This is a genomic window from Moraxella sp. K1664 (assembly GCF_039693965.1).
Taxonomy (GTDB): Bacteria; Pseudomonadota; Gammaproteobacteria; order Pseudomonadales; family Moraxellaceae; genus Moraxella.
In genome coordinates this window covers 1,905,111-1,931,883 of the sequence record NZ_CP155576.1, presented here as the reverse complement: position 1 = coordinate 1,931,883, position 26,773 = coordinate 1,905,111, and the positions used below count along the sequence as shown (strand labels likewise).

Annotated in this window: 24 protein-coding genes; 18 read left to right on the top strand and 6 right to left on the bottom strand. The window is 44.2% G+C overall.

Annotation, left to right across the window (positions count from 1 at the left end):
* The first annotated feature begins 41 nt into the window (after positions 1–41).
* From AAHK14_RS09615 to fetB, 6 genes are all read left to right on the top strand, one after another.
* Entirely contained in the window at positions 42–371 is a 330-nt protein-coding gene (locus AAHK14_RS09615) for a DUF493 domain-containing protein (protein ID WP_062499067.1), read from the top strand.
* A 119-nt stretch (positions 372–490) separates the two neighbouring features.
* Positions 491–1,855, top strand: a complete 1,365-nt coding sequence (locus AAHK14_RS09610; protein ID WP_194092568.1) for an exonuclease SbcCD subunit D C-terminal domain-containing protein — start codon at positions 491–493, stop codon at positions 1,853–1,855.
* A 115-nt stretch (positions 1,856–1,970) separates the two neighbouring features.
* Entirely contained in the window at positions 1,971–5,903 is a 3,933-nt protein-coding gene (locus AAHK14_RS09605) for an AAA family ATPase (protein ID WP_065256913.1), read from the top strand.
* A 384-nt stretch (positions 5,904–6,287) separates the two neighbouring features.
* The gene (gene ppk2 / locus AAHK14_RS09600; RefSeq protein WP_083108223.1) at positions 6,288–7,322 is read left to right on the top strand and encodes a polyphosphate kinase 2; all 1,035 of its coding nucleotides are present in this window, start codon (positions 6,288–6,290) and stop codon (positions 7,320–7,322) included.
* Between the two features lie 122 nt (positions 7,323–7,444).
* Positions 7,445–8,116, top strand: coding sequence for an ATP-binding cassette domain-containing protein (locus AAHK14_RS09595; protein ID WP_062499064.1), 672 nt, complete (start codon positions 7,445–7,447; stop codon positions 8,114–8,116).
* Positions 8,117–8,223: 107 nt separating this feature from the next.
* The gene (gene fetB, locus AAHK14_RS09590; protein ID WP_065256914.1) at positions 8,224–9,000 is read left to right on the top strand and encodes an iron export ABC transporter permease subunit FetB; all 777 of its coding nucleotides are present in this window, start codon (positions 8,224–8,226) and stop codon (positions 8,998–9,000) included.
* Between the two features lie 30 nt (positions 9,001–9,030).
* On the opposite strand, the gene AAHK14_RS09585 is transcribed toward fetB, so the two are convergent.
* Positions 9,031–9,963, bottom strand: a complete 933-nt coding sequence (locus tag AAHK14_RS09585) for a leucine-rich repeat domain-containing protein (protein WP_065256915.1) — start codon at positions 9,961–9,963, stop codon at positions 9,031–9,033.
* Between the two features lie 397 nt (positions 9,964–10,360).
* On the opposite strand from AAHK14_RS09585, the gene AAHK14_RS09580 reads away from it, so the two are divergent.
* Positions 10,361–11,263: an ATP-binding protein gene (locus tag AAHK14_RS09580; protein WP_065256917.1), complete on the top strand. Its 903-nt coding sequence runs from the start codon at positions 10,361–10,363 to the stop codon at positions 11,261–11,263.
* 211 nt (positions 11,264–11,474) lie between these two features.
* On the opposite strand, the gene AAHK14_RS09575 is transcribed toward AAHK14_RS09580, so the two are convergent.
* A complete protein-coding gene (locus AAHK14_RS09575) occupies positions 11,475–12,281 on the bottom strand; it encodes an MBL fold metallo-hydrolase (protein ID WP_065256918.1) in 807 nt (268 codons plus the stop codon).
* A gap of 229 nt (positions 12,282–12,510) precedes the next feature.
* Positions 12,511–12,663 carry a hypothetical protein gene (locus AAHK14_RS09570; protein ID WP_158081028.1) on the bottom strand — a complete coding sequence of 51 codons (153 nt, stop codon included), beginning with the start codon at positions 12,661–12,663 and terminating at the stop codon, positions 12,511–12,513.
* A gap of 114 nt (positions 12,664–12,777) precedes the next feature.
* Here AAHK14_RS09570 and tsaB point away from each other — a divergent pair, with 114 nt between their 5' ends.
* The 8 genes from tsaB (at position 12,778) to AAHK14_RS09530 (ending at position 19,761) form a co-directional block, all read left to right on the top strand.
* Positions 12,778–13,500 carry a tRNA (adenosine(37)-N6)-threonylcarbamoyltransferase complex dimerization subunit type 1 TsaB gene (gene tsaB / locus AAHK14_RS09565; protein ID WP_227514768.1) on the top strand — a complete coding sequence of 241 codons (723 nt, stop codon included), beginning with the start codon at positions 12,778–12,780 and terminating at the stop codon, positions 13,498–13,500.
* An 85-nt stretch (positions 13,501–13,585) separates the two neighbouring features.
* A complete protein-coding gene (locus tag AAHK14_RS09560; protein ID WP_065256919.1) occupies positions 13,586–14,128 on the top strand; it encodes a hypothetical protein in 543 nt (180 codons plus the stop codon).
* A 14-nt stretch (positions 14,129–14,142) separates the two neighbouring features.
* Positions 14,143–14,985, top strand: a complete 843-nt coding sequence (locus tag AAHK14_RS09555; RefSeq protein WP_065256920.1) for an undecaprenyl-diphosphate phosphatase — start codon at positions 14,143–14,145, stop codon at positions 14,983–14,985.
* Between the two features lie 210 nt (positions 14,986–15,195).
* Positions 15,196–15,999, top strand: a complete 804-nt coding sequence (locus AAHK14_RS09550; protein WP_062501238.1) for a class I SAM-dependent methyltransferase — start codon at positions 15,196–15,198, stop codon at positions 15,997–15,999.
* A 22-nt stretch (positions 16,000–16,021) separates the two neighbouring features.
* Positions 16,022–16,270, top strand: coding sequence for a hypothetical protein (locus AAHK14_RS09545; protein WP_062501241.1), 249 nt, complete (start codon positions 16,022–16,024; stop codon positions 16,268–16,270).
* Between the two features lie 740 nt (positions 16,271–17,010).
* Complete coding sequence (purD, locus tag AAHK14_RS09540) at positions 17,011–18,282, top strand: phosphoribosylamine--glycine ligase (protein ID WP_194092569.1); 1,272 nt, start codon at positions 17,011–17,013, stop codon at positions 18,280–18,282.
* Between the two features lie 368 nt (positions 18,283–18,650).
* Positions 18,651–19,076, top strand: coding sequence for a CidA/LrgA family protein (locus AAHK14_RS09535; RefSeq protein ID WP_065254859.1), 426 nt, complete (start codon positions 18,651–18,653; stop codon positions 19,074–19,076).
* Entirely contained in the window at positions 19,063–19,761 is a 699-nt protein-coding gene (locus AAHK14_RS09530) for an LrgB family protein (RefSeq protein WP_062499503.1), read from the top strand. The genes AAHK14_RS09535 and AAHK14_RS09530 overlap by 14 nt, the downstream gene beginning before the upstream one ends.
* 94 nt (positions 19,762–19,855) lie before the next feature.
* Here the strand turns inward: AAHK14_RS09530 and AAHK14_RS09525 are convergent, their stop codons facing one another.
* Positions 19,856–21,382 (bottom strand): acetyl-CoA hydrolase/transferase family protein, encoded by a 1,527-nt coding sequence (locus tag AAHK14_RS09525; RefSeq protein ID WP_083108225.1) that lies wholly within the window; start codon positions 21,380–21,382, stop codon positions 19,856–19,858.
* Between the two features lie 163 nt (positions 21,383–21,545).
* Positions 21,546–22,641 (bottom strand): peptide chain release factor 2 gene (prfB, locus tag AAHK14_RS09520; RefSeq protein WP_156064928.1). Its coding sequence is split into 2 segments (ribosomal slippage): positions 21,546–22,568 and positions 22,570–22,641, totalling 1,095 coding nucleotides; the frame shifts between segments, so codons are not numbered across the junction.
* A 482-nt stretch (positions 22,642–23,123) separates the two neighbouring features.
* Here prfB and AAHK14_RS09515 point away from each other — a divergent pair.
* The 3 genes from AAHK14_RS09515 to gltS all read left to right on the top strand — a co-directional run bounded on the left by AAHK14_RS09515 (position 23,124) and on the right by gltS (position 26,131).
* Positions 23,124–24,413, top strand: a complete 1,290-nt coding sequence (locus AAHK14_RS09515) for a sodium/glutamate symporter (protein ID WP_065254856.1) — start codon at positions 23,124–23,126, stop codon at positions 24,411–24,413.
* 74 nt (positions 24,414–24,487) lie between these two features.
* Positions 24,488–24,655, top strand: coding sequence for a hypothetical protein (locus tag AAHK14_RS09510; RefSeq protein ID WP_156064926.1), 168 nt, complete (start codon positions 24,488–24,490; stop codon positions 24,653–24,655).
* A gap of 213 nt (positions 24,656–24,868) precedes the next feature.
* Complete coding sequence (gene gltS / locus AAHK14_RS09505; RefSeq protein ID WP_065254855.1) at positions 24,869–26,131, top strand: sodium/glutamate symporter; 1,263 nt, start codon at positions 24,869–24,871, stop codon at positions 26,129–26,131.
* 392 nt (positions 26,132–26,523) lie between these two features.
* Here gltS and AAHK14_RS09500 read toward each other — a convergent pair whose 3' ends face one another.
* Positions 26,524–26,679, bottom strand: a complete 156-nt coding sequence (locus AAHK14_RS09500; protein ID WP_156064924.1) for a hypothetical protein — start codon at positions 26,677–26,679, stop codon at positions 26,524–26,526.
* Between the last annotated feature and the right edge of the window lie 94 nt (positions 26,680–26,773).

Here is a 26,773-nt window from a genome sequence, read left to right as displayed (position 1 = left end):
CCACCCCCATTTACCCCTAAATTCATCTACTTATTATTATCATGACCACCAAACTTACCAATCTAAACATCGCCCCTACCGTGAACGCCAAACGCACCGAAATCCAAAACCCCGAGCTGTGGCAATTCCCCATGGACTACCCCATGAGCATCATCGGGCATGAAGGCGAGCATGACAGCCTACGCCATGAAGTCACGCTTATTTTGGCAGAGATTTTCCCTGATTTTGACACCGCCAGCATGGTCGTCCGCCCATCCAAGACAGGACGGTTTCACGCCCTACGAGTCAATCTACACCTAACATCTGCCGATGAAGTCAATCGCCTATACACCGCCCTTGACAAAGCCAAAACGGTCAAGACCGCTGTCTAGTGCTCTACATACGTTTACCAAAGACCACTTGCAAGAGTTGGTCTTTTTTTATAAACTTTAAAATACCATAACCCATTTATCTCGTTTACCCATTTATCTTACTCATCTAAATAACCACCATGCACACCATACCCCCCAAGCCCCCAACCGCCCTACGCATTTTACACACATCCGACTGGCACATCGGCAAACGCCTGTTTAATCACACCCGATATGATGAATTTGAAGCCTTTTTAAATTGGCTACACACCGCCATCAGCACTCATGACGTGGACGCACTCATCGTAGCAGGCGACATCTTTGACACCGCCACCCCCAGTAACAAAGCCCAAGAGCTGTATTATGAATTTTTAGGCAAAGTCGCCAAAAGCCCCTGTCAACACGTCATCATCACCGCAGGCAACCACGACAGCCCCACCTTTTTGGACGCCCCCAAAGCCATTTTAAAAACACTCAACGTCCAAGTCGTCGGACAAGTCACCGCCGACATCCATGATGAAATACTGTTATTAAAAGACAATTTAAAAGACAATTTAAAAGACAATTTAAAAGACAATTTAAAAGACAATTTAAAAGACAATTTAAAAGACAATTTAGACATCGTGCGTGCCATCGTCCTTGCCGCGCCTTATCTGCGTGACAAAGACGTCAGGACAGGCGGTAGTTTTGAGCTGACAGGACAGCGAGACATCGAGACCGCCCAAGGCATTGCCAAGCATTATCAAAGCCTTGCCGACCATGCCATCGCCCTGCGAGATGAACACCAAGCCAGCCCACACCAGCCCCCCATCCCCATCATCGCCACCGGTCATCTGTTTAGTGCAGGGGCGAGCGTGTCATCGGATGATGACGGCATGCGAAAAGAGACCTTTGTCGGCACGCTCGGGCAACTGCCTGCTAGCATTTTTGCCGATGACATCAACTATGTCGCCCTAGGACACATCCACGCTCCCCAAAAGGTCGCAGGGCAAGACCGCATTCGCTACTGTGGCTCGCCCATTGCCATGGGCTTTGGTGAGATTGGTAAGGACAAGCAGGTCTTGATTGTTGATTTTGACCCCGCCACAGATAACACTCCCCACATTCATGCCTTGACCGTACCTGTCTTTACCAAACTGGTGAGACTACAAGGCGACACCGACAGCATTAAGCACGCCTTACGCCCCCTAATCGCCGAAAACCAGACCATCTATGCCGAGATTATCTATGACGGGCAGGCGTTAGAGCCGAATTTTGCCAAAGACATCAAAGCCTTTTTGACAGACACCAACGTCCTACCCCTAAACATCCAAAACAACACCCAACGCAGGCACGTCTTACAAAGCACCCATCATGGCGAAAACCTAAAACAACTCACAACCATGGACGTGTTTGAGCGACTCTTAGATAGACGAGCGGTGAGTGATGATGAAAAAGATGAGCTAAAAGTCGCCTATCAGCACATCATCCAAGCCATTCATGAGCAGGACGTGCAGGCGGACTGACGGCGTATGGCTTGGTTTGCCTGCCACCTCACTTATTTTATCCGACTGATTTTGACCCAATTTATTTTAAAGTCATTTTACCAATTTATTTTGCCATTTATTCATCCAAAACATCATGAAAATACTTTCTTTATCATTTAGCAATCTTAACTCTTTAAAAGGCAACTGGCACATTGATTTTACCGATGACGCCTTTGTCAATGACGGACTGTTTGCCATCACAGGGCAGACAGGGGCGGGCAAGACCACGATACTAGACGCCATCTGCCTTGCCATCTATGGACAAACGCCAAGGATTAGCACCATCAGCAACACCCAAAACGAACTCATGAGCGTAGATAGGGGCGACTGCCACAGCGAAGTGGTGCTACTCATGAATGAGAGTGCAGGCGATAAGCTGTATCGGTTCAGCTTTGAACAGCGACGGGCAAATAAAAAGCCCGACGGCAAATTACAACCCATCAAACGCCAAATCAGCCTACTGACCAGCCCATCCGATGACGGCACCATCATTGAGACCAAACCGAGCGTGTGCGATAAAAAAGCCATAGAAATCATGCACATGAACTTTGAGCAGTTTACCCGTTCGGTCATGCTCGCCCAAGGCAACTTCTCTGCCTTTTTAAAAGCCGAAGCCAACGAAAAAGGCGAAATCCTAGAACAAATCACCGGCACGCACATCTACGCCAAAATCAGCCAAAAAGCCTTTGACGTGCATAAGCAAAAAAAGGAAGAGCTACACCAATTAGAGCAAAAAGTAGGCGACATCGATGTCATGGATGATGAGCATTTCTCCGCTTTGGAGCGACGTATCAGCGATGATGACGCCCGTCTTCGTGACACCCAAACAAGCCTGCAACACCTAGACACCATCATCGGCTGGCACCAAGCCCAAGCCCAAGCCCAAGCCCACATCACCAAGCACCAAGCGGACATTGTGACCGCCCAGACAGACATCCAAGCCTTTGGTGAGTCGGCGACTCGCTTACGCCTTGCCAATCTGGCTCATGAGCTATCGCCCATCTACCAAGAACTCACGCGTGAACGCCACACCCTAACCCACACCCACACCGCTCTAACCGAGCTACAAAACGCCCTGCCCGAGCTAGTACAAGAACAGCAAACCCGACAAGCACAAAAGGACAACTATTATCAAACCCTGACCACCCACAAAGCCCAGTATGAACAAGCCCTACCCCTGTTCAAACAAGTGCGAACGCTAGATAACATCATCGCTCAGGACAAATCGGCAATCGATAAAATCAGCCACGCCATCACGAACGAGCAGACGATGATAGCTAATGCCAAGCAGGCGATATCAGAACTACACAGTCAGCAGGATGGGTGCCAAACCACGCTACATACCATCAATGACCGCCATGAGCACATGGCACACTATCCCGACATCAAGCAAGATGTGGGCGTGCTGTCAGGTCATGAACGTGAGCTTGGCACGGCTTTGGCACAGCTTCGTCAGCACACCCAAAAACTGCACGCCCAAACCGATGAGCTACACCAAAAAAACCAACAAATCAATGACAAACGAGACGAACTGCGAACCCAAAAAGAGCAGTTAGCCCAAAGCGAGCATGACCATCAAGCCCTTATCGGACAAATCAGCGAGCTGTTACAAACATCGCTCATGCTGTCTGATATTGACAATGACAAATTGGCGTATTATGGCACGCATTTTCAAGACAAGATTCATCGCATCAAAGAGTTGTCGCATTTGACTCATGCCCTTAGCCAGCATGAAGAGAGCCACAGACAGCTAAATGGACAACTTCATGAGCTAAGCACTCGCCTGCATGACAATGCCGAGCAAGAGCAAACCGCCCTGTCTGCCATTTCTGCCCTAAACGAGCAAATCACCCAAGAACAAAACACCCTATCTACCTTGCAACAGCATTATGACGCCCAGCAACAGCTCATCGCCCTAAAAGAACATCATGCCAAGCTGACCGATAATGAACCCTGTCCGTTGTGTGGCTCATTATTGCACCCGTACGCCCTTAACAACCCCTTTATCCATGATATTGATGACAGCACCAAAACCGCCATCGCCCACACCACTCAAAAAATAGAAACGCATAAAGAAAACCTGCAAGCTCACAAAGAAACACTTGCCAATATCACCAGTGCAAAAGTGTATTATGGCGAGCAACAACAAACATTAACAGCACAAAAAAATGAAATCATCACAAATATAAACCGTGATTATCAGACCATCATCGCACAGGATACAATAAAAAACGCCCATCATGAATTGCCCACGGCGTTAGATGATAATTCGCCCAAAATAAAAGAAGTCATTAATACATTAAATGACATCATTCATCAAACATTAGCCAGTTTAACTGGCAGTTATGATAACTATCATACATTACAGCACGCTTTTACCCAAAAAAGCCAAGAGCTTAGCACATTACGCCAAAATCTTGACATCATCACCCAAGACGGCAAAGCCCTAAAAAATCACATCCAAATCATCACAGAACAAACACAAGACACCAAATCCGCCATCGCTGATTATGAACAAAGTATTCATGAGCTTATCCATGCCATTAATACCAAATTAGAACCCTATCAAAAAGTCATTGATATTGATATGGATAATATTATTAATGTTATTAATAATATTAATAATAATGACAGCCACATATCATTATTAGCAAATATTCATCAGCATATTGGCGAGCTAACCCAAATCAGCCAAGACCATGACAATTACCACGCCCAAAAACAGCAATTAGAATCCGAGCTAAGTCACATTCAAATTCATCTGATCAACCAAACCAAACAATTAAATGACCATCAAGAAAAACTGCATGAATTAGAGCAAGAAAAAATATCTCTAACCCAGCACCATGACAGCCACACATCAGAGCGTGAAGCACTGTTTGGCACGGATAATGTCGATGACAAAGAAGCCACGCTACGCCAAGCGATAGATGAGAGCGAACGGGCGTTTCATGATAGCCAAGAGAGCCATCAAAAGTCCCAGCAAGCCCTATTAAGCCTAAATGAAAAAATCAGTCATCATCAAAGCCACATTGCCACGCTTGATAAACACATTAATGAATTACAACATAAGTTTAATGAATCACTGACAGACAAAGGTTTTAAAGACACCGATGAATTTTTATCGGCATGTATGGATAATGATGAACGCTTGGCATTAGCACAAACCGAGCAAAACCTGCATTATGCCTTAAAACAAGCCCGTGATAATCTTAACTATTGGGAGCATAAGCTAGATGACATCATGACTACCAAGCCTAATGATAAAGTTTTGGCAGATATTTTAAAAGACATGGATAAACAACATGAACCCAATACAACAAATGACAAACCGCAAAACATGACATTGGATGAATTAAAACACCACAAAGAGCAATTACAAAGCCGTCATTATGCACAGCTAACCGCCTTTGGTGAGCAAAAACAGCTATTTGTAAATGCCAAGGACAGTAGAGAAAAGCACGGTTCTTTGATGAATTTAATCAGTCAAAAACAGCAGGATTTACTGGTATGGGCAAAGCTCGATGAACTCATCGGTTCCAAAGAAGGCATAAAATACCGCAATTTCGTCCAAGGGCTGACCTTAGAGCTTATGCTCCATCACGCCAATGACGTCCTTAGTAAAATGGACAGTCGCTACGTCCTAACCCATGGCGATGATAAGATAAACAAAAGCCTTTTAGAGATAAATGTCATCGACACCGCCCAAGGCAGTGAGATTCGTAGCACCAAAAATCTCTCAGGGGGCGAGAGTTTTATTGTGTCATTGGCATTGGCAATGGGCTTATCACAAATGAGCAGTGAGAATGTCAGTATTAACTCATTGTTTTTAGATGAAGGTTTTGGCACATTAGATGATGAGATATTGGACATTGCGTTATCGGTATTATCATCATTAAAAGATACAGGTAAGATGATAGGAATTATCTCACACGTCCAATCATTAAAAGAACGCATTCCCACCCAAATCCACGTCAAAAAAATCGCTAATGGCGAAAGCAGATTATTAGGTTCGGGCGTGAGTTAGGCTTGGTATGATTTGGCAAATGATGTTAATTATTTTAAAAATTGGTTGGTAAAGCTAAATTTCTTTGATAAAAAAATTAATTCAAAGAAATTCATCCTTTGTCTTGACAAACTAATTTAAAATTATGATTAATACTTCAATATCAACTTAAAATGGCAACTTATTGATTGCCCAATAGTGATTTTTGGGTTATAGGGACAATTTATTCGCCCTTAATAAACAAATCACTTATACAAAGTTGATAATAAGCAGTTAATTGATAATCACAGCTGTTTAAATAAACCCATCATAAAAAGTCAAAAACAAATGGATGTATTATATTGCCAAAATATTACCGTTATGTTAATATAAAACAAAACCACATTTTTATTAGGAGTATGTGCCATGGCAACCGCCCCAAAAAAGCAGTCCACCACCAAATTTCGTGATGAATTCTCTGACACACTCTCTCGCTTAGAAGAGTTGGTTGAACACGCCAGTGCTGATGATTTGACCCAAATTGGAGTTCGCTTGGCGGAGTACCTACCTGCCACCAACGTCGCTCATCAACTAAGTAGCGAGCTGGGTGCGAGCAAATCCAAAGATACCGAACTTGCTCCCAACTGGCGTGAAGGCGGTTATCCTTATAAACATCGCATGAGCCGTAAAAACTACGAAGCCCAAAAGTACAAATTACAAATCGAACTTCTAAAACTACAACGCCACGTCAAAGAAACAGGACAAAAAATCGTCATCCTTTTTGAAGGACGTGACGCCGCTGGTAAAGGCGGTACCATCAAACGCTTTATGGAACACCTAAACCCCCGTGGTGCTAGGGTTGTCGCCCTAGAAAAGCCGACCGAGACCGAACATGGGCAATGGTATTTTCAGCGTTATGTGCAGACCCTGCCCACCGCAGGCGAGATAGTGCTGTATGACCGTTCATGGTATAACCGTGCTGTGGTCGAGCGCGTCATGGGCTTTTGCAGTGATGATGAATATCACACCTTTATGGAGCAGGTGCCTGCCTTTGAAAAACACCTGACTCAGTCGGGCATTACGCTCATCAAGTTTTGGTTCTCGGTAAGTCGTGAAGAACAAAAAGTGCGTTTCTCTCGCCGTGAGCATGACCCCCTAAAACAGTGGAAGCTCTCGCCTGTGGACAAAGCGTCCCTTGACAAATGGGATGACTACACCATCGCCAAAGAAGCGATGTTCTTTGAGACCGACACGAGCGAATCGCCATGGATTGTCGTCAAATCCGACTGTAAAAAGCGTGCCAGACTCAACGCCATGCGTTATGTCCTAAACAAGCTGGACTATGCCGACAAAGACGACTCACAGATTGGCAACATCGACCCGCTCATCGTGGGACGTGCAGGGGCGTTATATGAGACTGACGAGCATAAGGATGTAAGTAAGCGACCCACCAAAAAATAAAATCCCACACCAAGCCGTCTGCCCCACTCATCAAACTTATCAATCTATCAAGGGCAGGCGGTTTTTGGCAATGCCATCGGCAAATCTAATATAATAAATCCCCACCCCAAACACGCCACATCATGTCCTTACTCACCGCCACCGCCCTATCCTACCACACCCCAGACCGTACCTTGCTTGATAACGTGTCTTTTGCCTTACATTACGGGCAAAAAGTCGCTCTGGTCGGTCGGTCAGGCTCTGGCAAATCGATATTATTACAAGCCCTAGCCGATTTGTTGCCTTTGGATAATGCCGTTACTGATAGGATTATGTTAAATAAAAATGGAAAATTAACACCCCTTAGCCAAATCTCCCCACCTGATTACCGCACTGCCGTTGCCCTATTTCATCAAACGCCTAGCCTATCGGACGGCACAGTACTAGATAACCTAACCGCCCCCTTTGGCTTTAAACATCATCAAAACAAAAAATTTGATAAAGACTGGCATTTACAACAACTTACCACGCTCGGCAAACATGACAATTTTATCAACCAATCCATCCACGAGCTATCAGGGGGTGAACGCCAAATCGTGAGTTTTTTGCGGACGTTGCAATTTAACCCAACGCTCGCCCTATTTGATGAAACCACGTCCGCCCTTGATGATGAGACGGCAAATTTGCTCATGAGACTCGTGCTAGATTGGCATGACAACCACAAAGCCCTGATTTGGGTTACGCACACGCCAAGCGAACAACAGGTGTTGGGGGCGGATTTGTGGCGTATGGATAATGGTATGTTGGCGGTGTAAATTGGCAATAACAAGATTTTAAGATTAATGTAGATTTGGGCGAATTGCAATTCGCCCCTACATCTACAAATAATAAAATATCAATTTAAATCAATAACTTATACATTATGGCAATCACACTTACCCTAACCGACATCGCCTTAGCCAGCACCTTACTACTTATCACGATAGGCGTGTCGGCATACCTGCGACTTAGCTTAACAGGTACGCTCATCATGGCAGGGGTGCGGACGGTCGTGCAGTTGTCCATGATTGGGCTGATTTTGGCGTGGGTATTCGCTCGTGAGAGTGCGTGGCAGGTACTTGCGATTTTAACCGTGATGACACTCATTGCCAGCGTCTCGGCAAAAGGTCGGGTCAAACGCCCCTACAAGGGCTTATTATCTGATAGCATCATCTCGCTGTCGGTTGCCGCAGGCGTGGTTACGCTGATTGCCATGATATTGATTTTAAAGGTGTCGCCTTGGTATCGCCCCCAGTACATCATACCGATTTTGGGGCTGATTTTGGGCAATTCTTTGACCGCCATATCCTTGACAACCAACGAACTTGTAAACGCCATGCACGACAAGCAAGCCCTTATCAAATCTCGCCTATCGCTGTCGGCTACCCCCTTTGAAGCGGTGCATGAGCTTGTCAAATCGGCGGTGCTAAATGGCTTGACCCCAACCGTCAATTCCATGCTCGTGGTCGGACTGGTGAGCCTACCCGGTATGATGACAGGGCAAATATTGGCAGGGGCTGACCCCACGCAGGCGGTACGCTATCAGATTGTTACCATGTTTTTTATCTGTGCGGGCAGTACGCTGTCGTGTACGCTGTCGGCGGTGCTGGTGGTTCGGCGGTTTTTTGATGAGCGTGGGCGGTTTGTGGTGGCGGGTTAGTCTATTATAAGGCAAATTTCCTATTCTATCTCAAAACACAATATCACAATTTGGCAATTGTTGGCGTAATTTTTCAATATCTGCCGGATTAATTGGATTATTGGTTAAATAAATTTTACTCAGATTTTTCAAATTTGCCAAAATAGCAATGTCTTGGATTTGGTTACTTTCCAAACCAAGCACTGTTAAATTGGTTAAACTTGCCAAAGCAGAGATGTCTTGAATTTGATTACCCCATATGTCAAGCCAAGTTAGATTGGTTAAATTTTTCAATGCCGAGATATTGTTAATTTTATTATCTCCCAAATCAAGACTGGTTAAATTTGTTAAATTTTCCAAAAATAAAATGTCTTGGATTTGGTTATTGCGTAAATCAATAATGTTTAAATCAGTCAAATTATTTAAAGAAGAAATATCTTGAATTTGGTTACTCTCTAAATTAAGAACGTTTAAATTGGTCAATTTAGCCAATACTGAAATATCTTGTATCTGGTTTTCTAATAAATCAAGCTCGGTTAAATTCGCCAAAGGTAAAATATTTTGGATTTGGTTGTATGATAAATCAAGTTCAGTTAAGCTTATTAAACTTTTCAACGCCAAAATATCTCGGATTTGATTGCCCCATAAATAAAGCTCGGTTAAATTGGTTAAGCCTACCAATGCTGAAATGTCTTGGATTTGGTTACGCTCTAAATTAAGTTTGGTTAAACTTACTATTTCCTTAACACACTCAAAAACCAATGATTTATCCAGCCAATCAAATTCCGCTTGATAATCATATTTTTCATCAAAAACCCTTTTATTATTTTTCCATAATTTTAATTCCAACCCCTGTCTTAACAAAAAAAATCGCCACTCATCATCAAGCGACAGCCACCATGTCCACAGCTCGTCATCGGTCATTTGGTTTAGGCTTTTTGCTGCATTGGCAGATAAATGATGAGAATATAATGCATGGGTCATGGTTGTGTCCTTGTCTGGTGTTGGGTAGCATGGTTGATTTGGGCATGTTTGCCTTTATGTGATACTTGGATTATACACCCAGTTGATATTTACCACGGGTTTGTAGGGGTGTGCTGAGTACACCCTTTGATGACAGTACCGTGCAAAGCGTGCACAGCACGCCCCTACATCCAAGCATCATTGCGTTTGTAGCAATTTTAAAGTTTATTGAGTGTAACACAAAGAGAGCACTGCCAAACGTGATACTTTGCAAAAGCATGGTCGAACAGACATCGGCATTCGCATGGCTCAATAATCTTTTTGCAACACCCGCACTCATCGACCACCACACGAAGTGGTTTTATTTTTGGGTGTTTTATGCTACATTAATGAGACACTTTAACCCCACCAATCCTGTATGAACCTACCTAACGAACTGCTTGCCCTTGGTGCAGACTTTTTGCAAAAAGCCAATCAATTTTTAAGCGAACGCACCACCCAATCCATCCACCTAGACCCCGATGTCCTTGCCTATCGCTGGGTTGGCGGTCAGCGTGGCACACTCGTCCCTGTTGATGTTCACCTTGCCATCACTTTGGACGATTTGCACGGCATTGACACCCAAAAAGACAAAATCATTCAAAACACCCGCCAGTTTTTGGCAAACCTGCCTGCCAACCACGTTCTCATGACTGGCACTCGTGGGGCGGGTAAATCAAGCCTTGTGCGTGCCTTACTTCACGCCCATCATCAAGACGGTCTGCGAGTGATAGAAGTCGCCCGAGATGATTTGCAAATGCTTGACAAAATCCGCCACGCCATCAAAGCAAGCGACAACCACTGCCGTTATATCATCTACTGCGATGATTTGGCATTTAATGGGCATGATGAAAATTGCCGCACCCTAAAAAGCGTGCTGGATGGGGCGTTAGACAGCGAACAAGACCGCCTACTCATCTATGCCACCAGTAACCGCCGTCATCTATTACCACAGCTCATGAAAGACAACGTTAGTATTTATAACGGTCAAACCGATGAAGTCAATCCCTATGAGACCATCGATGAGACCGTCTCGCTCTCAGACCGCTTTGGGCTGTGGATATCGTTCTCGCCCATGAATCAAGAGACGTATCTGGATATTGTGGCGTATTATTTGGCACGGGAGGACATGGCATTTGATGAGATGGTACGTGGTGAAGCCCTAAAATGGGCAAGCACTCGGGGTGGTCGCTCGGGGCGGGTGGCATATCAGTTTAGTCGGCATTGGATAGGGTCAAGGCTGTTAGAGCATGGCTCTGTGGATGGTGTTACCCATGAATGACGCACCCAAGAAATTTTAAAATACTACAAACGCAATGACGTTTGGGTGTAGGGGCGTGCTGTGCACGCCTTGCACGGTACTGTCGTCAAAGGGTGTGCTCAGCACACCCCTACAAACCCGTGGTAAATATCAAGCTGGTTAGGTGCAATCTGCCTACCAAAAAACCAAAATAAAAAGGCGTATCATCACGCCTTTTTTATTGCACAAGCCCTTATATTCTTGCCAATGTCATCAGCTCACTGATGTCATAAGTACTCTCATCAATCAAATCAATACCGCAAGACAACTCACTAATCCAATCTAAGAACTCATCAAAAGTGGCTCGTCCATCCAACCGCTTGCCATGCTGTGGCACCATCATGTCCACAGGCAACTGACGCACGCTGTCCGCCCACAGACGGCAGGCTTTGTTGCTTGCCATGTAGCGTTTGTGAAAGCCTGACATGCTGTTGATGTGAGCTTGAAAATTCTCTACCTTAATGCCAGAATGCCCCACCAATGACGCCCCCATATCGCCCGAGAACAGAATCTGACTGACAGGGTCATAAAACTGAATGTTACCCACCGAATGTAAAAAGTGAGCAGGGATTGCCATGATTTGGGTGTTGCCCAGTGCATAAACCCCACCTGTATCAAGAATGCCTTCGAGCCGCTCTGACAGACCGTGGTGCAGTCGCCCTTTGGTAAAGGCAGAATTATAATGGGGTAAAAACCGCTCCCACAACGTCGGAATAAGCAGTTTGGTGTTTTGCAAATGGATGAGCCAACGGGGCATGGACGCCAAAATGTCAGGGTCTTGGTGTGAGCCGATGACGTACTTAATGCTCTCCATGCTGGTGTATTTGGTGATTTGCAAGGTCAGTGGCGTAAAGGTCAAATCCCCACCTGGGTCAATAATTGCCGCTTCTTTGCCATCAATGATTAAAAATTGGTTAGACGGCACGCTTTCATCTTCTTCGGGCATGCTAAACGCAATACATTTGTGATGACCATCATCATACAAAACATAAGATTCCATAACAATTTCCTAAATAACACCTAAAAATACACACCATAAAGTTTTTATGGGATTTAAGCATTATACGCTGATTTGATTAAAAATACCAAAAGTTTTTATTAGGGCGTGCCCACCATTGATAACATTTTTATAAAATTAAGATGAAAACTTGACAATTTCAATCAATTTTTGCATGAAAAATGGCTATCCGGCCACTTAATTTAAAAAAATTAAGTGAAAATCTTAAAATTTACCTGATTAAGTGGTCGGATTGTTTTTCTGCGTCAAAAACTTGTCTGATAGAATAACTATCAACCTGCGTTTTTTCCTTGAAAAACGTGCGATTTTTCTCATTTTTCATTGCAAATACCAAAGGCAGGCACGCCCTAAATTTATTTGTCATAAAACCACCCCGTCCAACAAAAATAAAATTTCTTAATTATTACTCTCTTGTAAATAATGTTATCAATGCCCCCGACCGCTTTTAAAACCCTAAAATTTACAAGTATTTTGTGGTATGATAAGCGTTTTTTATTTCGTCCGCACGCATTCTATGACTGCCTTATCGCCCAGCCCATCTGACATTCTTATCGCCTTTGACACCATTTTTGAGCAATGCTCTATCGCCATTTTACAAAATGACACCATTATCTATACCGAGACCGTAGCGGGTGGACGTGGGCAAACGGAGATTATTTTGCCCATGCTGGATAAGGCACTACATACGGCAGGCGTGGATATTAAGGATGTCAAAGCATGGGCGTTTAACCGTGGACCGGGGGCGTTTAGCGGTATTCGTATCAACACCGCCTTAGCCCAAGCCTTATCTGTCGCCAATGACGCACCGTGTATCGGCATATCTAGCCTACACGCCTTGGCATTTATGGCGTGTGAACAAACAAGCATGGCGGACGGCACAACGATAACTGCCGTGATAGACGCTCGCCAAAACCAAGTCTATGCAGGGGATTTTGTGGTGCAAAACGCCTTGCCCATTGCCCAAAACGAATATCTGCTGGATTATGATAAGCGTGTAGAGACCGACATCATCGTGGGGGACGGGGTGGATTTGGTGGCAACAGATGCCAAAAAATTACGTCTAAATCCCAGTGCCGAGCATATCGCCCGCCTTGCCTATCCGCTATTTTTAAAGGGCGAGACGGTAACGGCAGAAAACGCCTTGCCTGTGTATCTTAGAAATAACGCTTGGAAAACCTTGGCAGAACAAGGTAAGAAATGATTATTATGGCGTAAGTATGTTACGCCCTATTTAAATTGTCAAAACCACACAAAACACCAAACCATGCGTGACAAACGCCAATATCATGAAAAAACAAACCGCTGATGAAACCAATTTAAACGACCATGCTTTTATTATTGTCATGGCAGAATATGGCAAGGCTTTTTTATGGGGACAGCAAGAATTAAAAGACAAGTTCATTGGCGAATGTTGCGTGAGTTATTTTCCCAACATGACCGACCAACCCAGCCCCATACCCGATGAATTATGGCAACAATTTTGTGATTGGCATGTACAATTTGAATATGCATGGTTTGATTATAATGATGCTAATCTGGCTTTTAGAGATTTTGATAGAACCAAGCCAATTTCATTTGATTGGCTTGAATTTCACAGAATGGGCATTTCGTTAGCCAAACAATTAAAATCCATATTAAATGACAACGTTAGGGTTATTTATGAAATACCAGCAGAAGACTTTACAACCAAAGAGTTTTTTAGAATAGAAATTTTAAAAAATGGTGAAATCGTGCGTCTGATTTTGGATAAAAAATCCAATCAGTGGAAATATGATTATTCTAATCCAACATCATTAGCTAAATTTAATCAATCTCAATTACAACCCTAAGCAAGAGTAATATTTTGGACATTTTATTAGTTATCAAAGCCTTTATCATGGGCATTGTCGAAGGCATTACCGAGTTTTTGCCGATTTCTAGTACAGGCTATATGATTTTGTCGGCAGACATCATGAATTTTTGGGACAAGGACAAGCGGGATTTGTTCATTGTTTTTGTTCAGCTTGGGGCGATTTTGGCGGTTATTTATGACTATTGGGGCAGGCTGTGGACGGCATTTATGGGGCTACTGACTGGCAAGGCGGACGGCATGACCAACCCCCGTGGGCTGGGTATCTCGCTCATCATCGCCACCATTCCTGTCATGATTGTCGGCTTTACGCTCAAAGACTTTATCACAGGCACGCTGTTTCACCCGCTTGTCGTGGCAACCATGCTCATCATCGGGGCATTGCTCATCATTTATGTGGAAAAGCACCCACGCCCCATTAAGGCACAAGAAGCTGAACATATTGACTTTAAAATGGCGTTAAAAATCGGACTGGCTCAATGCCTTGCCCTGATCCCTGGTACCAGTCGCTCTGGCTCTACCATTATTGGGGCGTTGTGGTTTGGGGCATCTCGCAAATCCGCTACTGAATTTTCGTTCTTTTTGGGTATTCCTGTCATTGTCGGGGCAGGGCTTTTGGAGCTTATTGAGAAAAAAGACGTGCTGCAAACAGGGGAAGATTGGGCGATTTTGGGTGTGGGAACGGCGGTGTCTTTTGTCGTTGCCCTGCTATGTATTCGTTTGCTTGTGGCTTGGGTGTCAAAACGGGATTTTATGATTTTTGCCTATTTGCGGATTATCACAGGCGTGATTGTGTTATCGGCGTATTTTGTGTTTGGTTATCAGATTAAAGGGTAATATTTTATCAAATTTAATATATTAAAATGACATTTGATTTTTATTTAAAATCAATCTAGTACACATACCATTTATGGAAATTAACCCCAATTTGCACCCATTCTACCTTTTGAAAAATACCTTTTGTAGGGGTGTGCTATGCACGCCCCTACGGTGGTGCATTTTGAAGTTAAACAAGTATAGAAATATCTATTTAAAAAAGGCAATATTTTGACTATCAACATCATCGGCACCGAACAAGAAAAAGCATTATTTGATATATTAGACGTTATCAATAAAAATCATAATTTGTCTTTAAATTTATCTTTTTATGCTTTATCAAAACTAAGTGATAAATTTATCTCATCGTTTGCCAATGACAATGCTAATACACCCCTAATCGCTATTATAAAAAATACCCCAACCTTAATTAAAATTGACAACAATGCTATTATAAAATCATCATTAAATTGGCAAGCCCTAACCAAACGTATCGTAACCGCAGGGCGAAAGTCTGAGCTGATATTACAAGCAAGTAAATTAACGCCTGATATGAGCGTGATAGACGGTACGGCAGGCTTTGGGCAGGATGGATTGATATTGGCAAGTACAGGGGCGAATGTGTTAATGATAGAGCAAAATCCTATCGTGGCAATGCTGTTATTATTTGAGCATCAAATGATGAACGCCAATCCAAATTGGCAAAAGCTGTTAAGCCGAATTGCAATTTATCATGGTAATTTTTTGAATACCGACTTTATGGCAACATTGCCAAAAGTGGATATGATTTATCTTGACCCCATGTTTCCGTCTGATAGCTATTCGGCAAAGGTGGGTAAAACCATGCAAGTATTACATGACTTAGCAAATCCGCCAAGCGATGATGATGAAAGACTGTTTTTGGATATTGCCAATGTTCAATTAAAAGGCAATGGCAAAATCATTGTCAAACGCTCCTTATCCGCTCCCCATTTGGCAAATAAAACGCCCGTGCAAAGTGTGGCAAATGACGCAATACGGTTTGATAGATATTGATTCATATTGATATGGGTAAACTATGAAAATAGAATATATTCTGCTTGGGTTATTATTACTTAGCTTTGTGAATGATATTTTTCAAAAACGCAAATATCAAAAACTTTGGCAAGCGGTAGATAAAACCAAATACATTAACCGCTATTTGGACATTCTTGCCCAAACCAAAGACCAAACCCAAGCAGTAAAACAATTACGCCAAGAATTTAATGAATTGGGATTATTGCAAGCGGTGGAAATCAGTCAGCTTGCCCATCAGGATAAGTCTTAGGTTTTGGGTGGGGTATTTTTTTCATATTAACCCACCCAACTCCCAATCAACCATCTCTTAGCGACCAGAGTGTTTTTCACAGGGTGTGCTCAGCACACCCCTGCAAACCCGTGGTAAATATCAAGTTGGTTGGGTGTGTAATCAAAAATGTATTAGACTTCTTTCCAAACCCCGATTTTTGTGGATTTTTAAAAACTTCAACCCCAATACTTATAAAGGTTTATTTTTAGTTTGGAAAGAGATTTATTATCAAACCAATCGCAAGTTTATTGATAACGCCGTTAACTAGGGCGTGTTGAACTTTGGTATTTGCAATGAAAAATGAGAAAAATCGCATGTTTTTCAAGGAAAAAGTGAAGTTTGATAGTTATTCTATCAAACGAGCTTTTGACGATGAAAAACAATCCGACCACTTAATCAGGTAAATTTTAAGATTTTCACTTAACTTTTTAAATTAAGTGGTCGGATAGCCATTTTTTCATGCAAAAATAGATAAAAGCTTTAAATTTTCATCTTATTTTATAAAAATGTTATCAATGGTAGGCACGCCCTATTAGCTTATGATGAATAAAATTACTCTATTTACACCCATCTTTTCTTTGTTGGGATTTTTATGAGCATTATCTTATTTTTTTCGCCACAAATCAAAAGAAAATCCATAGAACAGCCAAAAACCCCCAAGATTTTTTGGCTAAAATTTGCTACAATAAGGGCATTTACCCCAACCCATAAGGACTGCTATGAAAATTTTAGTTACAGGTACAGGCGGACGTGAGCACGCCTTAGCGTGGGCGTGTGCCAAAGATGACAGAGTACAGACCGTCTATGTCGCTCGTGGCAATGCAGGTACAGCCACCGAACCCAAGCTCCAAAACGTGGATTTGGACATCACCGACCACCCTGCCGTAATTGAGTTTTGTCAATCTCACGACATCGCTTTTGTGCTTGTGGGGGCGGAAGCTCCGCTTGTGGCGGGCATTGTGGACGATTTGGAGCGTGCTGGCGTGCGTGCGTGGGGCTGTTCTAAATACTGCTCACAGCTAGAAGGTTCTAAGGCATTTGCCAAAGATTTTATGAAAAAAGTCGGCATTCCCACCGCCTTTTATGAAGTCTTTACCGATGTAGAGTCGGCAAAAGACTTTGTCCGCTCCAAGGGTACGCCTATTGTCATCAAGGCGGACGGCTTGGCGGCAGGTAAGGGCGTGATTGTGGCGATGGACGAGTCCGAAGCCTTTGTTGCCATTGATGATATGCTCTCGGGCAATAAATTTGGGCAGGCAGGGAGTCGTGTCGTCATCGAGGAGTTTTTGGCAGGCGAAGAAGCGTCCTTTATCTGTATGATTGACGGCAATAACATTTTGCCCATGGCGACCAGTCAAGATCACAAACGCATTTTTGAAGGCGACAAAGGGGCGAACACAGGCGGTATGGGGGCGTACAGCCCTGCCCCTGTGGTAACGGCTGATGTGCATAATAAAGTGATTGAGCGTGTTATCCGCCCTGTCGTGGACGAGATGAAAGTAAATGGCACACCTTATAAGGGCTTTTTGTACGCAGGGCTGATGATAAATGACGCAGGCGACCCTTATGTGATTGAGTTTAACTGTCGATTTGGCGACCCTGAGACTCAGCCGATTATGATGCGATTAAAGTCGTCTTTGGTTGAGCTGATTTTGGCAGGGCTAGACGGCAAGTTGCCCGCCAGTGCAGAATGGACGGACAAAGTGGCGTTAGGCATTGTCTTGGCAAGTCGTGGTTATCCTGAAAGCTCATCATCAGGCGATGTGATTACAGGCTTGCCAGAGTCGCAGGACGACCTAAAAGTATTCCACGCAGGCACAAAAGAGCAAAACGGGCAAATCCTAACCAATGGCGGACGAGTGTTGTGTGTTACCGCACTCGGGGCGAGCGTTGCCGAAGCCCAAGCCCGTGCCTTGGCAAGCTGTGGTACGATTGCCTTTGACGGCATACAGTACCGCCGTGATATTGGCTGGCGTGCGATTGGGCGTTAGTTTTTATCTGAATATAAAGCCAAATGCAGTCGTGTTTGGCTTTATTTTTTTATAAAATAATGAACATTTCTTATAAAACCTGCCCCACACCTTGACCTGATGACGTGATGATGATTAAATAATGTAGGGCGTGCCCACCCTTTATAACACAATTTATATTTTGAAATTTTGCAAAAACAACCAACTGTTTTTGCATAAAAAATGGCTAAATCTTGTTTTTCTGCGTCAAAATCCTTGTTGATATTTCAATATCAACTGCGGACTTTTCCTTGAAAAACGTGCGATTTTTCTCATTTTTCATTGCAAATACAAAGGGTAGACACGCCCTAGACAAGTCAAGCGACACCCCATATAAGGACATAATAACAATGAAATCCCCCTATCTCACCAAATCCCCAACTTTTTGGCTCGGTATGCTCGCCACCGTCTGTATCGTCATCGGTGTGCGTGAGCTTGCCTTAGTCGTTTGCACCGCTTTGGGAATGCCGACCGCCACCAACATTGTCGGCTTGGTGTCGCTCTTTGCTGTGCTTATGAGCGTGCGTCTCATTAAGGGCGGTCTACCAAATTGGCTGTCGTCATCGGCAAGCGTGCTACTCGTGGATAGTGGATTTGCATTTTTGCCTGTGTCGGCAGGGGCAGGGATTTTGCTGTTTGGACTGGGGGCGGATTTACTTGCCGTGTCGGCGGTCATCGTGCTGAGTACCGTGATACCGCTTTGGGCATTTGCCAAATTGTCCCAAAACTGGCTAAAAAGCACGGACGATAAAGGAGGAAATCATGCCAACCCTTGACAGCACCACGATTTTTATCGCCTTTATTGTTACGCTCATCGCCCACATCGGGGCAAAATATGTACTACGTTATATCAATAAATACTTTCGTGGCATACCGATGATTATCATCGCCATTGTGCTAACGCTTATCATCATCGCCATAATTCAACTGCCCTACAATACTTATTACGCCCATGCCAAACCTGTCTTTGATCGCTTGCTTGGGTATAGCACTGTTTTGCTTGCTGTCCCCTTGGCAGGCATGGATTTTAAGGGCTTGCCTGTCAAAAAGCTGTCTATCATCGTCGTCATGGCAAGCCTAGTTGGAGCGATTGTGCCGATGAGTTTGGCGTATGTGTTTAGCCTAAATATGCAGACGATTTTGGGCTTTGCCACACGGTCGGTTACCACGCCTGTGGGTTTGTCGGTCGCCCAAATCATTGACGCACCACTTGTGCTTGCCAACCTTATCATCATCGTGTCGGGGATTTTGGGGGCGGGGGTGTGCCGTATTTTGTTTAAAAACATCACAGACGACCGAGCGAAAGGCTTGGCACTGGGTCTGGTCGCCCACGCCATTGGCACGGTAGAAGCATGGACTATCAGCCCCACCGCAGGGCGATATGCTGCCTTTGGACTTGCCATCAATGGCTTAGTAACGGCGGTGTGGTTGCCAATGGCGATATTGTGGCTGTTGAAGTGATGATTTATAAGGATAAATGTAATTTACCCCAAAAAATCCGCTCAAAAAAACACCCAAGCGACAACTTGGGTGTTTTGTTTTGCCAAAGCGATGATTATTTAATACGCATATCGCCAGTTTCAACAAAACGTTGGTGCCATGACAAGGCTTCTAGCAATAGGTGTGGGGTGTGTACACCGCCTGATTTTTGGCTTGCCACGAATGCACGGTCATAGTAATCACGGAGCATATCACGGTAATCAGGGTGCGAGCAGTTGTCAATGATAAGTTTGGCACGCTCTTTTGGCGACTTACCACGCAAATCCGCCATGCCTTGTTCGGTTACGATAAACATCACGTCATGCTCGGTGTGGTCGTGGTGGCTTACCATTGGCACGATTGCCGAGATTGCTCCGCCTTTTGCGGTGGACGGGCTGACATAAATGCTAAAAAAGCCGTTACGGGTAAAGTCGCCAGAACCGCCAATGCCGTTCATCATGCGAGTACCCATGACGTGCGTGGAGTTCACGTTACCATAAATGTCCGCTTCAATCATGGAGTTCATGCCAATCACACCCAAACGGCGAATCACTTCTGGGTTGTTGCTGATTTCCATTGGGCGAAGGATGATTTTGTCTTTTAAAAACTCAATGTTTTCGTTAAAGCGAGCCAACGCATCTGGGCTAAATGACAAGGCAGTGGCGGACGCTGTTTTCATCTTTTTGGCAAGGATTAGGTCAAGCATACCGTCTTGTAGCACTTCGGTATAACCTGTCAAATCATCAAATGGGGCGTCAAGTAGCCCTGCCATGACTGCGTTCGCTACGTTACCCACGCCTGATTGGAGCGGTAGTAGGCTCTTAGGCAAGCGACCTGCTTTGACTTCATGGTCAAGAAAATCAATGACTTGGGCGGCGATACGCTTAGATACGTCATCGGGTTCGGCAAACTTAGAGTTACGGTCGCCAGCATCTGTTAGCACAATCGCCACAACCTTATCAGGGTCAATGGCAAGCCCTGTCGTACCGATACGGTCAAACGCCCCTACCACAGGAATCGGTTTGCGGTGCGGTGGCAGACCTACTTCGCCATAAATGTCGTGCATACCTTCTAAGCCTGCACTTAGGGCGGCGTTAATCTCAACGATGACTTTGTCGGCATTTTTGACCGCTTCTACGCCATGACCGATACCCATCGCAAAAATCAACTCACCATTTTCGGTAATGGCGGTCGCCTCAACGATAGCCACGTCAAATTTACCATAAAAGCCTTGACGCATTTGCTGTTCAACGTGCGATAAGTGCATGTCTTGGTAAGCAATCTCGCCTGCGTTAATGCCATTACGCAAATTTGGGTCAGACTGAAATGGCGAACGAAAATGCAAGGCTTTGGCTTCGGCAAGCACGCCATCACACTCAGGGGCGGTGGACGCACCTGTTACCATACCTACGCTAAATTTCTCGCCTTTGGCATGAGCGTCTTTGGCTTTGTTGGCGATGGCGGTCGGCATCGCTTTTGGATAACCTGCCCCTGTAAAGCCTGTAACGGCAAGCATCATGCCATTTTGGATAAATTGGGCGGCTTCATCAGCAGTCATCACTTTTTCACGCAAACCTGCGTGGCGAATACGGTCAATTGACATAATCATTCCTTATTGAAATCATGGAAATTAAAAATACCCTTTTAAACAGGTGCTAAGATTTTAACACCTGTTAATGATAAAATAAATAGTTTGTTACAATATTTAGCAGGATTTTTGGATAGGCAAAATCAATCATTATTATTTATCACGATTAATTTTAAAATCACAGACCTGCTTTTAAACTCGCCACGATAAATTTATCCAAATCGCCATTTAGCACCGCTTGGGTGTTGGACGTCTCAACGCCTGTCCGCAAATCCTTAATGCGTGAATCATCAAGCACATAAGAGCGGATTTGCGACCCCCAACCGATGTCGGATTTGCTGTCTTCTAGGGCTTGCTGTTTTTCCATGCGTTTTTGCATTTCAAGCTCGTAGAGTTTGGCTCGGAGCATTTTCATGGCGGTGTCTTTGTTGGCGTGCTGTGAACGCTCGTTTTGGCACGCCACGACCACGCCTGTGGGCTGGTGCGTGATACGCACGGCAGAGTCGGTGGTATTGACGTGCTGACCGCCCGCCCCGCTTGACCGATAGGTGTCAATACGCAGGTCGGCAGGATTGATGTCAATCTGTACATTGTCGTCAATCTCAGGGGAGACGAACACCGCCGAAAATGACGTATGGCGACCGTTATTGCTGTCAAAGGGGGATTTGCGAACCAAACGATGAACGCCAATCTCAGTGCGAAGCCAGCCAAAAGCATAATCACCCTTGACCGCAATGGTTGCCGACTTGATACCTGCCACACCGCCTTCGGAAACTTCCAAAACTTCCGCCTTAAAGCCGTGCGACTCGCACCAACGCAGATACATACGCAGGAGCATCTCCGACCAGTCTTGGGCTTCGGTACCGCCTGAGCCTGCCTGTATATCCAGATAGCAGTTGTTGGCGTCCATTTCACCGCTAAACATACGTTTAAATTCTAAGTCTTCCACGCTTTTTAGGGCATCATCAAGCTCGGCTTGCACGTCTGCCAGCAGGCTCTCATCGTCCGCTTCTACGGCAAGCTCCAACATGGCGGTCGCGTCGTCTAGCTTGGCGGTCAAGCCGTCTACCACGCCCACGATACCGTCTAGCACTGATTTTTCTTTACTGATTTTGGTGGCAAGCTCGGGGTCATTCCAGATGTCGGGGTTTTCTAGTTCTAGATTAACTTCTTCTAGGCGTTCTTTTTTACTCTCAACGTCAAAGATACCCCCAAAGCTCTTTGCCACGAGCGTGTAGGTCTTTGATTTGTTCTTGATATGGGGCGATTTCCATGATGATTACCTTACAATGGATTTAAAAATAAAAGCATATTATAGCAAATATTTGATTATTTTTCATCAATACCGCTTGGGGTGTCAGGGCAATCGCACTATATTTAATTTTTAGCAAATAAAATTATGTTTTTAAAGAAATTGGTAATTTTTAGATGCACAATTATTTAAAAACCCACCAAACCAATTAAACTTTGAATAATCTATTAAAAATTTATTTAGTTAAAATTAACTATAAACACTAAATTTGCTTGATTTTTAATCAATTCCATATAAAATTTTGTAGTGCGATTGCCCTGCTTGGGGTGTGCCTACTCTATTATTGCACTATTTATAATTTAAAAATATTTTACAAATAAATCAACCGTTTTTGCATGAAAAATGCTACTTGTTGGGCGGGACAATTTGAATAAAAATCAATCATTGATTTATAAGGTTTTTGCATTTATAATTAAAAGTTTTTGATAAATCTATGGAGCTTACATGGAAATCACCTTAAACGGCTATTATACGCTGATTTTGGCAACGATTGTGCTACTCATTGGGCGGTTGTTGGTCAAAAATATCCGCTTTTTGGACGAGTTTAACATTCCTGAACCTGTGGCAGGGGGCTTATTGGCGTCCATGCTGATTTTGGGAATCAATACGGTCTTTGGGTACAGTTTCATTTTTCAGGCAGAGCTACAAACCGCCTGTATGCTGATGTTTTTTGCCTCTATTGGCTTATCGGCTGATTTTAGCCGTCTAAAAGCAGGGGGTAAGCCGTTGGTTATCTTTACCCTACTGGTTGGGGCGTTTGTGATTTTACAAAATGGTATTGGTGTAACACTGGCAAGCATGCTTGGGCTTGAACCTATCATGGGGTTGGTGGTCGGCTCGATTAGCCTCACAGGTGGACATGGTACGGCAGGGGGCTGGGGTAGCACGCTAGAAACCGAGTACGGTCTGACAGGGGCGACAACGGTCGGTATCGCCACTGCAACCTATGGCTTGGTGGCAGGCGGTCTTATCGGTGGTCCTGTGGCAAAACGACTGGTGAGTAAGCTCAACATACAGCCCACCACCGCCAAAGATGACCGCTCGGACGTAGAAAAACTGGCAGACGACCAATCGCTATATAGCACCAAGCACAGTATCGATGACGATAACGCCAATAAAAACATGTTTGAAAAACCTGACACCATTCGTCTCATTACCGCAAGCTCTGCCATTGAGACCCTTGCTCTGTTTGCGGTGTGTCTGGTGGGGGCGGATATCATGAGCAACATCGCCAAAAATGTCGAATGGCTCGCCGCCCTCAAAGTGCCAACCTTTGTGTGGGCGTTGGCAACAGGGGTGATTTTGCGTAATGTTTTGACGATGGTCTTTGATTTTAAAATGTTTGACCGTGCCATTGATGTCTTTGGTAACGCCTCTTTGAGCCTGTTTTTGGCGATGGCACTCATGTCCTTAAAACTGTGGGAGCTGGCTGACCTAGCAGGTCCTTTGGTCATTATTTTGGGCGTACAAACGCTTGCGATTATTTTATTTGCCTATTTTGTTACCTTTAATGTCATGGGTAAGGACTATGATGCGGCGGTGCTTGCCACAGGTCATTGTGGCTTTGGCTGTGGGGCGACACCGACCGCCGTTGCCAATATGCAGGCGGTTACCGACCGTTATGGCGACTCGCATAAGGCGTTTTTGATTGTGCCGATGGTGGGGGCGTTCTTTGTGGACTTGATGAACGTAGTAATATTACAAGGCTATCTTATGCTACCGTTCATGCAGTGATTTGCCATTTAGACCCAAAAAAAGCGTATCAATGGATACGCTTTTTTAGCAATACAAGATTTAGGGATTTTACGATGAATCCATTAACTCGAATCATGCAAGTTGTTGTGGCGACGATTGGTGCAATTGTCATTGGTTTTTATTTTTATCAGTTGTACAAGTCAAAGCAAACCGATCCTTATCGGCAGGTCAATCCTTATTTGGGCGTGTTGAACTTTTGTATTTATAATAAAAGAACCTAAATTTGACAATCATATAAGAAAACATTGCACCTTACCCACACAAATCCACCCAAAATTATCATCTATTAGATCATGATTTGCTTTATTGTAACTTTTTGTATATAATACACCATTTTCAAATGATTTTTGTAAGTCATTGAAAATTATAGCTTTAAAAAAACTAACAATCGATTAAGCTCTTTTGGGGCGTATTATTTTAAATAAGGAGTTTGCATGGAACTCACCGAAATCACGCTAAACGGCTATCACACGCTGATTTTGGCAACCATCGTCCTACTTGTGGGACAATTTTTGGTTAAAAAGATTAAATTTTTGGAAGATTTTAACATCCCCGAACCTGTGGCGGGTGGCTTGCTTGCAGCTGCCATCATTTATTTTTTAAATTTCCAATACGGCTACGTTTTTAATATCCAAAGAGAATTACAGACCGCTTGCATGCTCATGTTTTTCTCATCCATCGGTCTGTCAGCAGATTTTCGCCGTCTAAAGGCAGGGGGCATGCCACTGGTTATCTTGACGGTACTGGTCGGCTTCTTCCTACTCGTCCAAAACGGCGTGGGCGTGGCACTGGCATCCATGCTCGGGCTTGACCCCATCATGGGACTGGTGGCAGGTTCTATCAGCTTGATTGGCGGTCATGGCACGGCAGGTGCGTGGGGTGCGACCCTTGAAAACGACTATGGCGTAACAGGGGCAGTGACCATGGGTATCGCGGCGGCGACTTATGGCTTGGTGGCAGGCGGTCTGATTGGCGGTCCTGTGGCAAAACGCCTGATCAAAAAAATGGGCGTACAAGCCGTCAATACCGCACCAAACAACGCCAATCTTGACAAAACAGACACTAGCAACGACGCTAACAACACCGTCTTTGAAAAATCTGACAGCGTACGCCTTATTACTGCCGTCTCTGCGGTGGAGACGTTGGCTTTGTTTGCGGTGTGCTTGGTGGCTGCCGATTATATGAGCGGTGTTGCCAAAGACATTGAGTGGTTAGCTCAGCTCAAAGTGCCAACCTTTGTGTGGGCGTTGGCTACGGGCGTGATTTTGCGTAACGTATTGACCAGCATCTTTAATTTTGATATGTTTGACCGTGCCATTGATGTCTTTGGTAATGCATCTTTGAGCCTGTTTCTGGCGATGGCACTCATGTCATTAAAACTGTGGGAACTTGCCGACCTAGCAGGACCTTTGGTTGTCATCTTAGTGACACAAACCATTGTGATGATTTTGTTTGCCTATTTTGTGACGTTTAGAGTCATGGGTAAAAACTACGATTCGGCAGTACTGGCGGCAGGTCATTGTGGTTTTGGTATGGGTGCAACCCCGACTGCTGTTGCCAATATGCAAGCAGTTACCGACCGCTATGGTGCATCTCACAAGGCATTTTTGATTATCCCGATGGTGGGGGCGTTCTTTGTGGACTTAATGAACTTAGTGGTGCTACAAGGCTTCTTGATGTTGCCATTTATGAAATAATCCATACAAATAAAAAGGCGTATCGTTGAGTACGCCTTTTTTTGTTGCTTGCATGTTCAAAAAAACTTTTTATAAACACACCCTAAAAACCAACCTTTTACCAAAGGGCAAATCAATTTGTCCCTACAAATCCACCCAATCATCAATACCGCATCAAATTCACCAATCCACCACATCCCACCCCTGCTCTGTTGCATGAGCGGTTAATATCTCATCAGGGCAAACACACACCGCCTTATCAGCAAACGTTAAAAGCGGTAAATCATTTTTTGAATCTGACTAAGTGATAAGTTTGTCAAAACAAATGCCATTGTCATCGGCGGTTTTTATCTAGGACGTGCCTGCCATTGATAACATTTTTATAAAATAAGATGAAAATTTAACGCTTTTATCTATTTTGCATGAAAAATCTCACCATCCTTAAAGCTAGGCAAATCCGTCACGCCCCCTGTATAGGCATTATCCACCACTTCTAGGCGTGTTGCCAACGCATGTCTAGCAAACTTGATATTTGTCACAGGCTTGTAGGGGCTATATCCAAACATCATTGCATTTGTGGTAATTTTAAAGTTCCTTGGGGATAACAGCCTTTAAATTTTTGCCAACAAAAAAGAGCGGTAAATCCGCTCTTTTTTAATTTTA

Coding starts and splice junctions, on each gene's coding strand:
- AAHK14_RS09615 (WP_062499067.1), top strand. CDS start 42: ATGACCACCAAACTTACCAATCTAAACATCGCCCCTACCGTGAACGCC.
- AAHK14_RS09610 (WP_194092568.1), top strand. CDS start 491: ATGCACACCATACCCCCCAAGCCCCCAACCGCCCTACGCATTTTACAC.
- AAHK14_RS09605 (WP_065256913.1), top strand. CDS start 1,971: ATGAAAATACTTTCTTTATCATTTAGCAATCTTAACTCTTTAAAAGGC.
- ppk2 (WP_083108223.1), top strand. CDS start 6,288: ATGGCAACCGCCCCAAAAAAGCAGTCCACCACCAAATTTCGTGATGAA.
- AAHK14_RS09595 (WP_062499064.1), top strand. CDS start 7,445: ATGTCCTTACTCACCGCCACCGCCCTATCCTACCACACCCCAGACCGT.
- fetB (WP_065256914.1), top strand. CDS start 8,224: ATGGCAATCACACTTACCCTAACCGACATCGCCTTAGCCAGCACCTTA.
- AAHK14_RS09585 (WP_065256915.1), bottom strand. CDS start 9,963: ATGACCCATGCATTATATTCTCATCATTTATCTGCCAATGCAGCAAAA.
- AAHK14_RS09580 (WP_065256917.1), top strand. CDS start 10,361: ATGAACCTACCTAACGAACTGCTTGCCCTTGGTGCAGACTTTTTGCAA.
- AAHK14_RS09575 (WP_065256918.1), bottom strand. CDS start 12,281: ATGGAATCTTATGTTTTGTATGATGATGGTCATCACAAATGTATTGCG.
- AAHK14_RS09570 (WP_158081028.1), bottom strand. CDS start 12,663: ATGACAAATAAATTTAGGGCGTGCCTGCCTTTGGTATTTGCAATGAAA.
- tsaB (WP_227514768.1), top strand. CDS start 12,778: ATGATAAGCGTTTTTTATTTCGTCCGCACGCATTCTATGACTGCCTTA.
- AAHK14_RS09560 (WP_065256919.1), top strand. CDS start 13,586: ATGAAAAAACAAACCGCTGATGAAACCAATTTAAACGACCATGCTTTT.
- AAHK14_RS09545 (WP_062501241.1), top strand. CDS start 16,022: ATGAAAATAGAATATATTCTGCTTGGGTTATTATTACTTAGCTTTGTG.
- purD (WP_194092569.1), top strand. CDS start 17,011: ATGAAAATTTTAGTTACAGGTACAGGCGGACGTGAGCACGCCTTAGCG.
- AAHK14_RS09535 (WP_065254859.1), top strand. CDS start 18,651: ATGAAATCCCCCTATCTCACCAAATCCCCAACTTTTTGGCTCGGTATG.
- AAHK14_RS09530 (WP_062499503.1), top strand. CDS start 19,063: ATGCCAACCCTTGACAGCACCACGATTTTTATCGCCTTTATTGTTACG.
- AAHK14_RS09525 (WP_083108225.1), bottom strand. CDS start 21,382: ATGTCAATTGACCGTATTCGCCACGCAGGTTTGCGTGAAAAAGTGATG.
- AAHK14_RS09515 (WP_065254856.1), top strand. CDS start 23,124: ATGGAAATCACCTTAAACGGCTATTATACGCTGATTTTGGCAACGATT.
- AAHK14_RS09510 (WP_156064926.1), top strand. CDS start 24,488: ATGAATCCATTAACTCGAATCATGCAAGTTGTTGTGGCGACGATTGGT.
- gltS (WP_065254855.1), top strand. CDS start 24,869: ATGGAACTCACCGAAATCACGCTAAACGGCTATCACACGCTGATTTTG.
- AAHK14_RS09500 (WP_156064924.1), bottom strand. CDS start 26,679: ATGATGTTTGGATATAGCCCCTACAAGCCTGTGACAAATATCAAGTTT.